The sequence below is a fragment of the Allosphingosinicella sp. genome (genome assembly GCF_036570505.1).
Taxonomy (GTDB): domain Bacteria; phylum Pseudomonadota; class Alphaproteobacteria; order Sphingomonadales; family Sphingomonadaceae; genus Allosphingosinicella.
Genome location: NZ_DATCYB010000056.1, coordinates 24752 through 39916, shown reverse-complemented (window position 1 = coordinate 39916; position 15165 = coordinate 24752). Strand labels below are relative to the sequence as shown.

17 protein-coding genes are annotated in these 15165 nt (G+C 65.3%); 10 read left to right on the top strand and 7 right to left on the bottom strand.

From position 1 onward, the window contains the following. From VIR62_RS06080 to VIR62_RS06070, 3 genes are all read right to left on the bottom strand, one after another. Positions 1-1066: ArdC family protein (locus VIR62_RS06080; RefSeq protein ID WP_431869565.1), on the bottom strand; the 1066-nt coding region annotated here is incomplete at its 3' end. Between the two features lie 513 nt (positions 1067-1579). Then, positions 1580-1804 carry a GDCCVxC domain-containing (seleno)protein gene (locus VIR62_RS06075; RefSeq protein WP_431869571.1) on the bottom strand — a complete coding sequence of 75 codons (225 nt, stop codon included), beginning with the start codon at positions 1802-1804 and terminating at the stop codon, positions 1580-1582. Further along, positions 1804-2199, bottom strand: coding sequence for a hypothetical protein (locus VIR62_RS06070; protein WP_431869563.1), 396 nt, complete (start codon positions 2197-2199; stop codon positions 1804-1806). Before VIR62_RS06070 ends, VIR62_RS06075 begins: the two co-directional genes overlap by 1 nt. A 122-nt stretch (positions 2200-2321) precedes the next feature. Here VIR62_RS06070 and VIR62_RS06065 point away from each other — a divergent pair, with 122 nt between their 5' ends. Next, positions 2322-2735 carry an MbcA/ParS/Xre antitoxin family protein gene (locus VIR62_RS06065; protein ID WP_431869561.1) on the top strand — a complete coding sequence of 138 codons (414 nt, stop codon included), beginning with the start codon at positions 2322-2324 and terminating at the stop codon, positions 2733-2735. After that, positions 2732-3457, top strand: a complete 726-nt coding sequence (locus tag VIR62_RS06060) for an RES family NAD+ phosphorylase (RefSeq protein ID WP_431869560.1) — start codon at positions 2732-2734, stop codon at positions 3455-3457. The genes VIR62_RS06065 and VIR62_RS06060 overlap by 4 nt, the downstream gene beginning before the upstream one ends. A 3-nt stretch (positions 3458-3460) precedes the next feature. Here VIR62_RS06060 and VIR62_RS06055 read toward each other — a convergent pair whose 3' ends face one another. Both VIR62_RS06055 and VIR62_RS06050 read right to left on the bottom strand, forming a co-directional pair. Continuing rightward, positions 3461-3889: a DNA -binding domain-containing protein gene (locus VIR62_RS06055; RefSeq protein ID WP_431869558.1), complete on the bottom strand. Its 429-nt coding sequence runs from the start codon at positions 3887-3889 to the stop codon at positions 3461-3463. Between the two features lie 73 nt (positions 3890-3962). Continuing rightward, positions 3963-4241: a transcriptional regulator domain-containing protein gene (locus VIR62_RS06050; RefSeq protein WP_431869570.1), complete on the bottom strand. Its 279-nt coding sequence runs from the start codon at positions 4239-4241 to the stop codon at positions 3963-3965. Positions 4242-4441: 200 nt separating this feature from the next. Here VIR62_RS06050 and VIR62_RS06045 point away from each other — a divergent pair, with 200 nt between their 5' ends. The 8 genes from VIR62_RS06045 (at position 4442) to VIR62_RS06010 (ending at position 10404) form a co-directional block, all read left to right on the top strand. Continuing rightward, positions 4442-5185, top strand: a complete 744-nt coding sequence (locus tag VIR62_RS06045; RefSeq protein WP_431869556.1) for a helix-turn-helix transcriptional regulator — start codon at positions 4442-4444, stop codon at positions 5183-5185. Positions 5186-5262: 77 nt separating this feature from the next. Continuing rightward, on the top strand, positions 5263-5883 hold the full coding sequence (locus tag VIR62_RS06040; protein ID WP_431869554.1) for an acyl-homoserine-lactone synthase: 621 nt from the start codon (positions 5263-5265) through the stop codon (positions 5881-5883). Beyond that, complete coding sequence (locus VIR62_RS06035; protein ID WP_431869552.1) at positions 5873-6778, top strand: phytanoyl-CoA dioxygenase family protein; 906 nt, start codon at positions 5873-5875, stop codon at positions 6776-6778. Before VIR62_RS06040 ends, VIR62_RS06035 begins: the two co-directional genes overlap by 11 nt. Continuing rightward, positions 6775-7410 carry a GntR family transcriptional regulator gene (locus tag VIR62_RS06030; RefSeq protein ID WP_431869550.1) on the top strand — a complete coding sequence of 212 codons (636 nt, stop codon included), beginning with the start codon at positions 6775-6777 and terminating at the stop codon, positions 7408-7410. Before VIR62_RS06035 ends, VIR62_RS06030 begins: the two co-directional genes overlap by 4 nt. A 118-nt stretch (positions 7411-7528) precedes the next feature. Then, complete coding sequence (locus VIR62_RS06025) at positions 7529-7660, top strand: benenodin family lasso peptide (protein ID WP_431869548.1); 132 nt, start codon at positions 7529-7531, stop codon at positions 7658-7660. A gap of 158 nt (positions 7661-7818) precedes the next feature. Then, a complete protein-coding gene (locus VIR62_RS06020) occupies positions 7819-7950 on the top strand; it encodes a benenodin family lasso peptide (RefSeq protein WP_431869547.1) in 132 nt (43 codons plus the stop codon). Further along, on the top strand, positions 7940-8659 hold the full coding sequence (locus VIR62_RS06015) for a lasso peptide biosynthesis B2 protein (RefSeq protein WP_431869545.1): 720 nt from the start codon (positions 7940-7942) through the stop codon (positions 8657-8659). Before VIR62_RS06020 ends, VIR62_RS06015 begins: the two co-directional genes overlap by 11 nt. Beyond that, positions 8659-10404 (top strand): asparagine synthase-related protein, encoded by a 1746-nt coding sequence (locus VIR62_RS06010; protein WP_431869543.1) that lies wholly within the window; start codon positions 8659-8661, stop codon positions 10402-10404. The genes VIR62_RS06015 and VIR62_RS06010 overlap by 1 nt, the downstream gene beginning before the upstream one ends. Here VIR62_RS06010 and VIR62_RS06005 read toward each other — a convergent pair whose 3' ends face one another. Together VIR62_RS06005 and VIR62_RS06000 are read right to left on the bottom strand one after the other, a co-directional pair. Then, positions 10405-12522: an Atxe2 family lasso peptide isopeptidase gene (locus tag VIR62_RS06005; protein WP_431869541.1), complete on the bottom strand. Its 2118-nt coding sequence runs from the start codon at positions 12520-12522 to the stop codon at positions 10405-10407. It abuts the gene before it with no gap. Next, a complete protein-coding gene (locus VIR62_RS06000) occupies positions 12516-14993 on the bottom strand; it encodes a TonB-dependent receptor domain-containing protein (RefSeq protein ID WP_431869539.1) in 2478 nt (825 codons plus the stop codon). Before VIR62_RS06000 ends, VIR62_RS06005 begins: the two co-directional genes overlap by 7 nt. Between the last annotated feature and the right edge of the window lie 172 nt (positions 14994-15165).

Sequence of the window (15165 nt, the reverse complement as noted above, 5' to 3'; positions counted from 1 at the left end):
GGTTCGCGCCCGGGCCGTGCGGAGCGCTCGCCACTCCATCCGGCGCGGCCCCCAACGCTCGGTCTGCGGCGGCGGCGTGGCGCGCGAGCAGCCAGTCGGCGGCTTTGCTCGCTTGCCCTGCGGCGCGGAAGATGGCGCGATTATCCTGGCGCAGAACGTCGAGCCATGAGGCGAGATAATCGGCGTGGCGGACGGTCGGTCGGATGCCGAGCGCCGCGCAGAGGAACGCCGACCCCATCTCGGCGACCAGCTCCTCGCGCGCATAGTCCTTGCTGCCGAAGCGGGTGACGAGCTTGCGGCCAAGCCGCGAGGGGTGGCCGGTGGCGTGGGTCAGCTCGTGAAGGCAGGTGCGGTAATAGTTGATCTGCTCGAAAAACGCGGGCTGCGGCGGGACCTGCACGAAGTCGTGGCTCGGCACGTAGAAAGCGCGGTTGCCGCCGATGCGGAAGTCGACGCCGGAGGCGGCGATTACCTGCTCGGCGACCGGCACGATCTCGCGCTCGGGGAGCGGCGCCGGGTCGGATGCGAGGCCGGGGCGCAGTCCTTCGCACTGCGCGACGTTGAAGACGGTGAAGCGTTTGAGGAACGGCACCGCCTTGGCGTCCTCGCCGGTCTTGGCGGCCCGCTCCTTCTCCGCTTCGGGAACGAAGCGGTCGGCATAAACGACGGTGGTGCCGCGCTCGCCTTTGCGGACGCTGCCGCCCGCGCCCTGCGCCTGCCGGAAGGTCAGCCAGCTTTGCGACGAATAGCCGTGCTGAATGACGGCGCCCCAGAGGATGAGGATGTTGATGCCGGAATAAGGTCGGGCGGTCAGCGCATTGCGGGGAAGGCCCGGCGCGACGCCGCCTTCGGTAGCGCCGGGCACGGCGCCCCAAGGCTGAACCCAGGGGAAGCGCCCCGCCTCGAGTTCGCCGATGATGCGGGCGGTGACCTCTTCATAGAGATTGGCGCGCTGGGCATTGCCGCCTTCGCCGCCCTTGCCGCCCCGCCGCGCGCGCCGGCGGGGACGTGCCTTGGCTTTCGCGGCTGCGTCGCCGGGGTCCGGACACTGGTGGGTCTGGCGCATGGCTTTCCTCCTGCCCCGCCCAAAAACCGGCATGGCCTCCCCGGAGAAGTGGGGGTGGGCGGCACCCGAGCGACCTGAAAGGCCCGCCGGGAGTGGCGGCGGCACCCGAAGGGCCGAAGCGAAGCGAAGGAGCCGGGCCTATGCCCGGCTTGCCGGCGACGCGGGCGGGCCTAGCAGGGAGCGCCGCCCACTCCCGCGCCGACGGGAGAGGCCCTCAAACAGCGCCGCCGCGCGCAAGCGCGGCGACCGCTTAGCGGGAGGGCGCCAGCCCTCTCGCGCGCCAGCCGATCGTTACCGCCAGGCCGAGACACGGGACGGGGCTCGGTGGCGAGGGCGCAGCCGAGCCATAGAGCGCGGTCGCGCGAACGCGCGAGGCGCCGAACAGCCGCTCGTGTACCGAGGCGAAAGGATGGTGCGGGCGCGAAGCGTCCCAAGTTCCCGGCAGCAGAGCGGGGTCAAATGGCGGGCGTCAGGATCCGCAGGTCGGGAAGGCGTAGTGGGTCAGAGCCTCTGTTACGGCGTGCAGCAGCTTGGCGTTTCTCCGCTGGCACGAGCCTCCTGGATCGGCGGACAGGGGACATCGCCATAGGAGCAGAAGACGCAGCAGTCGCCCTTCTTGGGCCGCAGCACGATCGCGCAATGCGGACAGTCGTAGAAGTATTGGCACGCATCGGTGGGCATGGTTTCGGTCGAGGCCTTGCCGCAGCTTGGACAGGTCAGGGTCGAGACGAGCTGCATCACGCGCCGCCCAGCGCACGCATGAGCGGCTGTTCGATATATCCCCACAAAGCGGATACGGCGACGACGAGGGTCGCGAGCGACAGCATGATGACTGCCGCGCGATCCTGGGCATCGGAAGCGCACCCGCCTGACGAACAGGCTCGCCTGCGGCGAACGTCCAGTAACCAGCCTATGGAGACGGCCGCGCCCGCGGCGAGGGTCAGCGGCCAGTGAAGGGGCACCAGGACGGCAAGTCCGCCGGCGCCGATTCCGATTGCACCCAGCGCAAGCGGCAGGACGCAGCAGGCGGCGGCCGAGAACAAAGCGGCAAGGCTCGCTGCGACCCCGAGGCGAGCGACGTTGCGGTCGGCTCGCATCGATTCGGGTGGTAATGTCATGCGCTGGTCAGTCATTCGTGCCGTCCATTTGATGCTTTGGCATTCGTAGTAGCCAGAGAATCAAGAGGAGTCATGCACCTGCTATTGTCATTTGGCAGCAACTTTGCCATATAATGCCATATGACAGGAGACCTCATATGGCAGTCCTGACTCGTGTTGACACCGAAGCCGCACCCTTCGTTCCGGATCCCATTTCCGACGAGGAAGCCGCGGCGATGTTCCGTGCCGTGGTGCGCCTGTTCGGCCATTGGGGTGTGACCGACGAGCAAGCAGCAAAGCTGCTCGACCTGGGCCTTCGCACCTATGGCCGCTGGAAGGCGGGCGACGTGGGGCGGATCGGCCGCGATGGAAAGGCGCGGCTGTCGAACCTCATGGGTATCCACAAGGCGCTTCGCATCATCTTCAGCGAGCCGGCGCGCGGCTATAGATGGATTGGCGCGCCCAATGACGCCTTTGGCGGCCGTTCGGCGCTGGATGTGATGCTGGGCGGCGAACTCACCGATCTGATGCGTGTCCGGCGCTATCTCGACTCGGTACGCGGCGGCTGGTGATCGATCCTGCTACCGTTCCCACCAACCCGGTAACCTGGCAGGGCGCCCGCCGGATCATCCGCAGCGTCCATCCGCCGATAGACCTGTTCGAGGACATCGCCGACCCCGCCGACTGGCCGCTCCTCGTCTCGGCCGAGCAGAAGACGAACCCGCGGCTGATGGAGACTTTGGGCAATATCGATCTCGTTCCGCCCGACCGCCGGGTCGGCGGGCCGGGCGCCAGCTATCTGATGGCGCCGTTCACTCATGTCAGCACCGACCGGCCGAGCCGCTTCACCAAGGGCGACTATGGCGTGCTCTATGCCGGAAACCTCTTCGAGACCGCGCTCGCCGAGACCGTCCACCACCACGCGCGCTTCATGGCGCGCACCGCCGAGCCGGAGGGCTGGACCTCCCAGTTTCGCGAGATCGTGCTCGATATCGAACTTGTCGCCCATGACCTCAGAAACGGCGCCGGGGCCTTCGACGAGGCGCTCGATCCCGATAGCCACGCCGCCGGCCAGGCTCTGGGCGGGGCTCTTCGTGCCGCCGGCAGCGACGGCATCGCCTATCCGAGCTGCCGACACCAAGGCGGCGAATGCGTCGCGCTCTTCTATCCCGACCGCGCCGCTGGCCCGGTCCAGGGGCGCCATCTCGACTATCACTGGAACGGAGCGCGCGTGGACTTTTATCGCGACGCCGGCAACGGCGAGGTGTTCCAGATCGACGACGACCCCGCCTGACGCTCATCGGCTTCGGCGCATAAGCGTGCGCCAACCGCCCGTAGCCAGCCGTCGCGACTCGCGCGCCAGACGCCGGACGCGCGAGCGCAGCGAATCCGCACGATCGCTGGAGCCAGTCGGGCTGCCGAACAGCACATCGGCGATCTCGCGCTGGCTGGCCCCGGCGCTGAGCGCGTCATGGACGCGTAGTGCCAGCAGATGCCGCCTCATCTGGACGTCGGGGACGATCAGGGTCCGCAGGAAGCGGCGATGACGGACGAGCGCGATCAACCGGCGGAGCGGCAGCAGCTTGGGCTCGGCGTCGCCAAGTCCTGCCAGCCGGTAGTGGAGGATGACCGGCTCGCCGGCCAGCAGGCTGCCATTCTCGATATCGAGCCGGATATGCTGCCAGCCATCCGAGAGGACGACATGCTCGACGCCCGCTTCGTCCACGGCGGCAGAAAGCCAGCGAGACAGGTGTGCGGCATCGATCGCACCGGGGTCCGAAGCGCCGGCCGGGGCCGCGCTAGCGGCGATGGCTCCGGGATCGAGATTGGCATGCCAGATGATCCGAGCCTCCGGGGCCGGCCGCCCCGGATCTTCGGCGAAAGTGGAGCCCCCACTGGTGCGGGTCGGCGGGAGCAGCGAGCCCTGCGCCGCGCGTTGCGGTGCTGGCGCGGACCTGCCAGGCCACATAGGCCTCGTCGCGCCGCAGCCATTCCCACATCAGCCCGTGGCGATCGATGCCACGAAGTTCGTCGTACGCCCGCTCGGCGCGCCAGTCGGGGATGCCGGTGCGCGGCATCAACTGCGTATGCCGGCAGCGCAAGATAAGCCGGTCTTCAACCCTATGGTTTTGAATTCAGTGCTGTAATATGGGTAATTCGTTTCACCGGCGCTACGACGGCTTGAGGACCCGGCGTGGCGCAGAGCGGACGAAAGGTCGATCGTGGGGGTTCCGGCGACTTGAGGCGCTGCCTGTGATCGGGATGGCGCCCGATGGGCATGTTGGCGATGGCCGAGGGGTTTGGCCGTGCGATCGAGGAGGCCGAGACTTCCGACGATTTGCGGGAGGCCATCTCGGAGATCACGACCAAGCTGGGTTTCGACTATTTCGCGCTGACCCATCATGTCGACGTCGAGCGTGTGCCGCACGCCTCGATGCGGCTGCACAACTACCCTGAAAACTGGGTCGACTATTTCGACGGAAACCGGCTCGCCGTGTCCGATCCCGTCCATCGGGCGAGCCATGTGACGAGCGTCGGCTTCACCTGGAGGGAACTGCCCCAGCTCATCGCCATGACGCCCAGCGATCGCATGATCCTTGCGCTTGCGCGCGAGGAGGGGCTGGGCGAGGGCTTCACCGTTCCGGCGCATGTGCCCGGCGAGGCACGCGGCTCCTGCTCCTTCGCATGTCCGACGGGCCGTCCGCTCCCAACGCATATTCTGCCGCTGGCGCAGCTCGCCGGCGCGTTCGCGTTCGAGGGCGCGCGGCGGATGTGGCGCTCCAGGACACTTGGCCCGCCTCCGCATCCCGTCGTCACGGACCGTCAGCGCGATTGCCTGATCTGGGTCGCGCGCGGCAAGACCGACTGGGAGATCAGCCGCATCATTGGGATCAGTCCTCAGACGGTCGTGCGCCATATCAAGCAGGCGCGCGAACGCTATGGAGTCGAGAAAAGGACATCGTTGCTGATTCGGACCCTGTTTGACGGAACGATCAGCTTCACTGACATCTTCCGCCGCTGATATGCCCATTTCTGGGCATATCGCCGCGAGCCGTCAGGCGCGATCCTCCGCGCCGCAATCAATGCGGAGGTTTGACCATGTTGCACATATTCGAAGGCGGCGGGCGTCTCGCCGAGGATGCGGTGCTCGCCGCGATGTTCGAGGCGCGCAAGCGCGTGTTCGTCGATCTGCTCGGCTGGGACGTGCCGGTGCTCGCCGGTCGCTTCGAGGTCGACCAGTTCGATGACGTCCATGCCCGTTATCTGGTCCTGACCGACCGGCAGGGAAGTCATCTCGGCTCGGCACGTCTGCTCGACACGAGGCGCCCACACATTCTCGGCGCGCTCTACCCGGAGCTGTGCGAAGAGGAGGTGCCGAGCGGTACCGGCATCGCCGAAATCACGCGCTTTTGCCTGGACCGCCGCCTTCGAGCGCCCGAGCGGCTCATCGTCCGCAATCAGCTGGTGAGCGCCTTGGTCGACCATGCGCTTGGCGCTGGCATCCACCTTTATACCGGCGTTGCCGAAATGGGCTGGCTGCAGCAGATCCTGAGCTTCGGCTGGGTCTGCCGGCCGCTCGGCCTTCCTCGGCCGATTGACGGGACGCTGCTCGGCGCTCTCGCCATCGACATCGCGCGCGACACGCCATCGCTGCTCGCACGGGCCGGCATCTACCAGCCGCCCGTGGCCGTCATCGAGGAGCGCCGCCGTGCTGCATGAGCCGATTCAGACGCCTCTCGCCGCCCCTTTCTCGGACGCGATCGACCACTACACTTCGCTGCTCGGTACGCAGGGCTGGTGCATCATTCCCGATGCCATGCCGCCGGAGGTCGTCGCCGCGCTCGACGCCGACCTCGCCCAAGCGTTCGACGAGACGCCCTTTTGCGAGGGCGGCTTCTATGGCCGCCGGACCAAGCGGTTCGGGCGGCTGCTCGCGCGCTCGCCGCTGGCGGCGCGGTTCGTCCAGCAACAGACGATTCTCGGCGTCACCGAGCGGATACTGTCGCCCTGGTGCGACACCATCCAGCTCAACTTGACGCAAGCCGTCGCGATTCATCCCGGCGCGCTGCCGCAGCTGCCGCATCGGGATCAGGACATGTGGCGGGGGGAGATCGGCCGCACCGAATATCTCGTCAATGTGATGTGGCCGTTCACCGACTACACGGCCGACAATGGCGCGACTTTGATATGGCCGAACAGCCATGGCGAACGAGCGCTCGAGCCCGAGCCGTCCGGCGATCCGGTTGTGGCCGAGATGCGACCCGGCGCTGCGCTCCTGTTTCTCGGATCCACGCTGCACGGCGCTGGCGGCAACGAGGCCGCCACGATCCGCCGGGGCATGATCGTCAGCTACTGCCTCGGCTGGCTCAAGCCCTACGAAAACCAGTGGCTCGCCTATCCGCCGCCGATCGCCCGGCGGTTCGCGCCGGAGTTGGCTGCTCTCGTCGGCTACCGGCAGCACCGCCCCAACCTCGGCAACTATGAGGGGCGCTGCCCGTCGATCCTGCTCAACGACGAGGAGCGTCGAGGTCCGCTCGGCGCGATCGATGCGCTGCGGCCGGATCAGACTGCTCTTATCGACGAGTTCGTCGCGGAGCAGGAGCGGCTCCAATGAATGCCGGGCTCACTTCGGAACGGGTCTATGAGGGATTGAGACAGCGCATCCTCGACCGGGAGTTCCGGCCAGGCGATCGGCTCGACCCTTCAGCGCTCGCCGAAGTGTTGAACAGCAGCGTCACGCCCGTGCGTGACGCACTCCACAATCTCACCGGTGCAGGGCTGGTCGAGACCCGAACCAGCGAAGGCTTCCACCTTCCCCACATCGATGAGCCAGGGCTGCAGGATCTCTATGCCTGGAACGCGGAAATCCTGTCGCTGGCGCTCCGGTCACGGCGCGCGGCCGACGAGCCAGCCGGGTGCCGCTCGAAACTTGATGACCTGTTGGCGGCAGCGGGGGGAGATGCCGCCGCGGCGTCGGCGGAGCTTTTCGCCCGCATCGCCGAGAGATCGAGCAATATCGAACATCATCGCGCCGTCCGCTCCGCCAACGATCGGCTGCATGCCGCCCGCCTTGCCGAGAGCAGGGTCCTTGCCGGCATTGAAGAGGAATTGGCTGACCTGTGCGAGGCCGCCGGTGAGGGTGCAGCCGCAAAGCTTCGAAAGCTCATCACTGCCTATCACCGACGTCGGCGGCGAGCCGCGGCCGAGATCGTGCGTAGCCTTTACCGCGATGAGGTCAGGCCCTGAGGAGCATCGCGCAACGCAAACAATCTGAAAATAGGATCGCTATAAAATTCGAATAAGCTGGCTCGCCGCGTAACGTGGGATTGCTGCGATACCTGCAGCGACCGACAAGGAGTGTCTCATGGAACGCGACAACGAACCGCAGCGTGAGCTGATCGACCTCGGTACGGCGAGCCTCGAAACGAAAGGCCCGCACGGGCCGATCGCCGATGAAAAGCTCGGCAACTACTGGGCGGGTCTCAGCGACGACTGAACCCGACGGCGCGCGGTTCGCGAGCCGCGCGCCGTTCCTCGGCCCGCAAAGTCGAACTCAAACAATCGCGAAATAGTCTCAGTATAAAGTTCGGATAAGCCAAGCTCCTTCCTAGACTCTCCTTTGCCGCAACGAAGCGGCACATCAGGAGACGTCATATGGAACGCGATCATGACATAGATACCGAAACAATCGAACTCGGGACCGCCAGTGTCGAGACCCGGGGCCCGGTAGGGCCGTTTATCGACGAGCGTCTCACTGCTCCGATGCCCGGCCTCGGTGACGGTTGACGGGCTGGCGCGCGGCCGAGGAGGCCGCGCGCCGTTTCCCCACGAGACGATGCACTACTCCCTTGCATCTGGAATCAGTTTCTGCCGCGTCGCCGGACGCTTCATCTTTCTCGATGTGCCGCGCGATCGTTACTTCTGCCTCTCCGCGGAATCGGAGCGCTGCTTCGCCCAGCTGGTCGATGGGGAGAGTCTGTCGCAGCGCGAGCACGCTGTCCTCGCGCAGCTTGTCGCCGGCCGGATTCTCAAAGACGCCGCGGAAGAGGCTGTGCCTCTAGCTTGCCAGTTCACTTCGCCCGTTCGGCAAAGTCTGTTGGACACCGAGCAAAGACCCCCGGCCTTGCCGCACGTTCTGGCTGCGGCTTTCAGCCTTGCCAGCGCTCCCGCGCGGCTCCGGCTGCTGGGGTTCGATCGCCTCCTGCAGGAGACGGCCCGCCGCAAGGGGCGGGGGCGGGACCTAGGCACCGAGCAGCTTTCCGCAGTCGCGTTCGCCTTTGACCGTTTGCGGCTCGTCGCGACGGCCCATGACCGTTGCCTAGTCCGCTCGATTGCGGCTGCGCGCCGCCTGATCGCGCTGGGAGGTCGACCCGATCTCGTCATCGGCGTCAAGCTGCAGCCGTTCAAGGCTCATTGCTGGGTGCAGCACGGGCCCTGGCTGGTGAACGACCGCACTGAGGTTGTGCGCGATTTCACGCCGATCCTGGTCGTCTAATGGCAGACCGCTATCTCGCTCTGATCGGAGGCAGCGCCGCACGCCAGGCAACGCTGGCGGAACGTGCTCCACGCGATGGCTCGCTGGTCGTGGCGATTGACCGGCCCGGGCTGCTGGTCCTCGTTCAATCGGGTGCACGATGTATCCTTCTTGGCGAGGCGGGCCTGATTCTGGGGACGTTCTTTACGCCGGGACGGCCGGGTCCACTGCAGGAGCTGCGGGAGGGTGCTCGGCTGGAGATTGGAACCACGAGGGGCGCTAATCTCATCAACGCCTATTGGGGTGGCTATGTCGCCTTCCTGGCCGATCCGGTCGCTTCCACTGTGGATGTCGTGCGTGCTCCTTTCGGCGAGCTGCCATGCTTCCATTGGACCTCTGACGGTGCGACCTTGATCGCATCCGACGTCGCCCTGCTGATCGAAGCCGGAGGATTTGGACGCAAGGTGAAGTGGGAAGCGCTTGCACGCCATTTGGCGGCAGGTGACCTCAGGCGAAATGAGACGTGCCTGGACGGCATTCAGGAGCTGCGCGGCGGAGAACGCCTGGAGTGCGGCGCTGGTCGAGTTCGGACCGGGAACCTGTGGTCGCCGTGGGAGCAAGCTTCCCCGGACCGCCAGTTCGCGGAGCTGGAGGAGGCCATCCGGCGGCTACGAGATACTGCTCGCTATAGCGTCCGAACCCGCAGGCCTACGTCCGACGGCATGTTGCTGCTTCTGTCCGGCGGCGTGGATTCCTCGATTGTAGCGGCGTGCCTGGCGCATGCCGGCTGCGCATTCGACTGCCTCACTCTCGTCACCGCCAATCCGAGTGGCGATGAGCGAAGCTACGCGCGGCTCGCCGCCGAAAGCGTTGGCGCGGCCCTCGTCGAGCGAATGCGTGAGGTATCCAGGATCGATCTGACGCGATCGGCCGCCGCCCACTTGCCGCGTCCGGTCGGCCGCTCCTTCGAGCAGGAGTCACGGAGGCTTGCGGAAGAGACGTGCGGCGAGCTCGCCGCTCAGGTCATCGTCGATGGCGGCGGGGGCGATAATCTGTTCTGCTCTCTCCAGTCGGTAGCGCCGGTGGCCGACTGTCTGCTTTCCGACAGGGGAGATGCTAAATTCTGGCAGATGAGCGCGGAGATCGGTTCGCTGGCGGAAACCAGCATCTGGACCGTCGCAGGCCGGGCATGGCGACGAGCGCGGCGCGGCCCGCGCTATCGATGGAAACCCGATCTCCGCTTCCTGTCGTCGGCCGGGACGGCATTGGCACATGGCGCCGTTGCTCACCCATGGCTGGATGCGCCGGACGATGCTCTGCCCGGCAAAGCTGCGCACATCGCCCTTATTGCGGCGGCGCAGGGTCTTGCCGAGGACGCTGACCCGCAGGCCACAATCCCATCAATTCCGGCACTGGTTTCGCAGCCTCTCGTCGAAACCTGCCTTCGAATTCCAACTTGGTATTGGTTCGCGCGCGGCCGCAATCGTGCCGCGGCCCGGCTGGCATTCGACAGCGATTTGCCTGCGGAGGTTATCTGGCGCCGCACCAAGGGCACACCCGATAGTTTTGTCATCGAGATCTATGAGCAGCACCGGCCACTAATCAGAAGCCTTCTGACAGACGGCCAACTGGCGGGAAACGGTCTGATCGACGTCGACACTCTCATCAAAGTCATCGACGATCCGTCTCCCGCGCGTGGGCACGATTTCGCTCGCATCATGCAGCTGCTCGACGCCGAGGTGTGGGCAAGGAGCCAGGCGGGCTGATCAGGGTCCGGCCGTACCCGTTGCCGGTTCCTCGTCGACCAAGGCGCGCAAGGCTCTCCAGCGTTCATACTGCTCCGATTTGGACGGATCAGGGTCAACGTAACCCCTTAGCCAGAAATCGAACCAGTCGATGTTGCGAGTGTAGACCGCCAGGCGGTGCGCAGGTTGCCACTTGTTGTGTAGCTCGCCGGGGAAGACGTACATTTCTACCGGCTGGCCGTGCTCGCGCAGAGCCGTGAACGTCTCCAGAGCAAGCATGGCCTCGCTGTCGGCGAGCTGCATGAGCAACGGCGTATCGATCCGCTCGGCGTTGACCGCCAACGACCGCGGCCGCCAAAAATCCGAGTTGTCGCTGCTCGCGGGCGGGTAGCCCATCACCCTCCGGTTCCACTCGGCCCAGGCAATACCGCCATAGGTCATGACGGTGTGCGGGTCGGTGCAGCAGGTGCTGATCGCCGCCGCGGCGAACCTGTCGGTATTGATCAGGGCGAACGCCACGGTCGAGGCGCCGTCACTCAGCCCCGAGATGCCGATCCTGGCGGGATCTGCAAAGCCCCGGGAAATCGTAAGATCAATGCCCGCAAGGATTGCCGACAAGAGGCTTCTTCGCTGCGCCCAATCCTTTCGCCCCACCGCATTGAGATCGTCGAAAGTCTCGAGGTTCGGGTAGGCGTAGGATACATGCGGCGGCGACTGGAAGCTCAGCACTGCGAAGCCGTGCGCCGCCAGCAGGTGGATAGGATAGTCGTCGCCGATACCGCCGCGCAGGAAGCCGCGACTGCGATACTGGACGATCACCAGCGGAAGGCGGGTTCGGCCGTCATAATCGGGCGGCAAGGCAAGATCGCCCCAGGCCGGCAGCCCCCGGTCGTTGGTCCATCGCAGACGCTCGACCTTCCCGAGCTTGATGGCCGCGAACTCAGGATTGGGATTGAAGATCATCGACGATTGGCCGCTGCCCACGTCGATCGCAACAATTCGGCGCGGAGTCGTCGCATCCTCGCGGATGCAGATCAGCTGACCGTCACCGTGCAAGCAGCCGGTCAGCGCGTCGTTGGTGCGCAGGATCAGCTCCGCCGTGCTTGATCCGGGTCGCCAGCGGTAAAGGGCGGTGTTCTCCCGGTTCCAGCCTTCGCTGCGCATGAAGAGTAATGCGCTGCCATTCTTCTCCCACCATAGGCTGCGAATGCCTTCCTCACAGGCAGCTGCCGGACAAGCGATTTTGTCTCCAGTGCGGTCTTCCACCCAAATCTGGTTCGTGCTGACCGGCGACGCGCCGGCACGCTGGGTCCATGCCTTGCGTCCGTCGTCTGAAATGGCGACGGGATTGCCGGGATAGCCGGCCATCGGCTCCGACGGAAGCCGCTCAGCCTCCGCGGACGTGGCCGCGCGCACTTCTCCCGTTTCTGGATCGACCACGAACGTTTCGAGCGGAATATCCGCCACTTTGAGCTGCGGTCGCCATGTGACGTCGGGTGTGATCCGGTCGTCATAGAGCCAGCCCGAGCGACCTTCGCGATCGATGGCCCGATTGGCGGCAACCTGGGACGGTCGGCTCTTGAAGATGAGACGGTCTCCACTCCAGGTCCAGCTCTCGACATCGACGGGTGAATGCGTGACCGGCTCGGCGCCGCTCCCATCTGCGCGGGCACGCCAGAGCTGAGTTATGCTCCTCTCCTGCTTCAGGTAGGCGATCCATCGCCCGTCGGGCGACCAGGCCGGCGTTACGACCGCAGGATATCCGGTCGGCACGAACATCCCGCGATAGACTCCCTCGATGATGGGAAGCTCGCCGCCTCGGTCCACTATACGAGGCGGACGGCGCCTATCGAGATCGACGACCACGAGGGCGCGGCAATAGTCGTTTTCATCTGTACGCGCGCGGCTGATCACGAACGCCAATGAACGTCCGTCCGGAGACAGCGCCAGCGGGGTGGCTTCGTCTATGTTCGCGTCCGGGTGCCCGATGTCACGCAGCTCAATCAGGTCACGAGCGGTAATCTCGCGCCTGACCACGCCGGGTATGTGCGCAGCCGGAAGAATATTCTCGCAGCTTGCCGACGTTCCGGCCGCTCCGCCAGCGACTAGGCTGGCGAGAAGGATGCTCGCCCCTACCATTGCTTCGACACCGACAGGCTGATGAAGCGACCGACAGGCGAATAATTGGTCGAGTCATAGGGGGTGTCGAGGAACAGGGTGGTCGCTATCGGCGATGGCTTGTCATTGAAGATGTTCTGGATCGACAAGACGATGTCGATTCCATCAAGAAATCCCGCTCCTTCCTCGGAGCGGTAGCGCGCCGTGAGGTCGATCGGCGTCATCCCAGGGATCCGCACTGCCGAAGCACCGCGAAGGTCCTCGACGGGACCGATGTAGTTCGCATCGAAGGTCAGCGTGAACGGACCTTTCGTCCAGCCTGCGGTGGCGCGCGCACGGAAATGCGGCGGATTGAAGAGGACTCCCGCGAGCTGGGTGGTGGGTAGCTGCGGAGTTAGCTGCTGTTCGCTGTCGAGATAGCTGGCGTTGAGCGATGCACTGATCGTCCCCCAATCGGTCTCGAACCCATAGCGGCCGAGAGCGTCGATTCCGTGGATCCGCTGGCTCCCCGCATTGACGCTGCTGTTGTTGACGATGGCGACGACCTGCGCGGGATCGTAGGAGGCGCCCGACAGGTTGGCGAAAGTCGCGGCATTGGCGATCAGGTCGGCCTGCGCCTCTTCGCTTGGATTGCGAACGATCAAATCGCCGTAGGCGGGGTCGCTGAGCGCGAGGGCGGCAAAGGTGATCGGCGTGACTATTCGGTCGCTGTAGTCGACCGAGAAATAGCTGATCTCCAGCTCCGCGCCAGGCAACGCGCGCGGGTGAGCTGCAACCGTCACCGACCAGTTGGACGACCGTTCGGGGCTTAAATCAACATTGCCCCCGAGCAGCAGAAGCGCCGTTGATCCCGGCGGTGAACCACTAGCTCCGAGAGTAGAAGCGCTGACGAGATAGGCCGACTGCGGCTGGAACTGTTGGTATAGCGTGGGAGCCCGGAACGAACGGCCCCAGCTGGCTTTGAGATCGAAATCGGGAGTGGGCTCATAGACGAGCCCCAGCTTGGGTGTCACCACGTCGCCCACGCTGGGATAATGTTCGAAGCGCGCGGCCGCACTGACATTAAGCCGATGGACTAGCGAAACATCCTGCTCGGGCGAAACGAGCGGCACGTTCACCTCGCCAAAAGCGTAATAGCTTTGCTGCGCTTGATTGATGAGTTGGCCGCCGGCGCTGGCGAACCTCTCGAAGGCGTTACGGCGGAAGCCGGCGCCTATGGCGAGCTTGGCGAACCCTGCCGGCAGCTCAATGAGCCTGCCGCTGCCCGCCAGCTCGGCTGATTGGCCAATGTTTCGGTAGAAGCCGCTGCCGGCATCGGTGCCCTCGGTTCCGAAGAACGTCTCGGCTCCGAACTCGACCTTGTCTCGGCCGTAGGTCCCGATCAGGGAGACGTCCCAGTCGCCTGGGAGCGCCAGCGTAAGTGAGGGCGCCAGACCAAAGGACTGCGCGATGCTGAATTGCGTGCCGCGACTGACCGAGAGGTCGCCGGCGGGATTGAGCGGGAATGTCGAATCGCTCCAGCGTTTGTTGAACAGGCTGTCGAAGGCGAACGACAGATCGCTCGTCAGTGCCTGGTGCCCGGTAAGGACAGCGCTATGGCTGCGGATGGCGGGATAGAGCGTCAGTCCCGGACTTCGGTCTTCCGCGTAGCTGCGCTGCCGGGACTCGATCGCGCTGTTGCTGCGATACTCGTAGGCAGCGAGAAACCCGCCCGAGTCCCAGTCCCGCCCTCCCGTCAGAGCATATTGCTGCTGGAAGTTTCCGCCGTCTGTCGACGCGCCGAGCCGCGCTAAAGCCTCGAGCCCATCGAATTCGCGTCGCAGGATGACGTTGACGACGCCCGCGACCGCGTCCGAGCCGAACAGCGCGGAAGCCCCGTCGGGAACCACCTCTATGCGATCGACGGCGCCCAGCGGAATCGCTGAAATATCGATGCTCTGCTTTGCGGCGCTATAAGAGAGCCGATGGCCATTGAGCAGGGTGAGGGTGGCGTCGCTGCCGAGCCCGCGAAGATTGACTGACGAGCCGCCGCCAACGTCGGCGCCGCTGGCTTCAGGCACATTGAAGCCAATGCCAGGATTTTGTCCGCCGCCGAAATTCTGCGGGATCGTTCGAACCGCGTCAGCCACGGTCGATTGTCCCGAATCCCGAATCGATTCCTGATCGAGAGTGATAACCGGGGACGCCACAGGAACGTTGCGAATGCGAGATCCCGTGACGATGATCGCGTCGGTCTCGGCCGAACTGCTGGTCGTCATGTCGCCGCCGGTTTCGCGGCGAATGACGAAGGCGCCATCGACCGTCTCCGCACGCAAGCCAGTTCCGACCAAAAGCCGCGCTAACGCCGCCTCGGCCGAAAGCGTCCCGTAAACGGGCCGGCTTCGCTTCCCGATAAGAATCTCGCTCGGTGCGATGACCTCGCGGCCGGAGACCGCCGCAAATGTCTTGAGCGCGGCGTCGAGACCTTGCTCCGAAATTTCGTATTGCTGCACCGGCTGCGCAATGGCCGGTGTCGACGACAACGCGATCGCAATCGCTGTTGCTGCTCCCCCTCTTATCATCAATTCGCTCCCCGTTTGCCGCAGCGGTGGATCCGGCTGCGTTCGGGGCGATTGACGGCGGCGAGAGGCGCGTGGCCCCCTCCGTCGAATAATTCATTCTTTC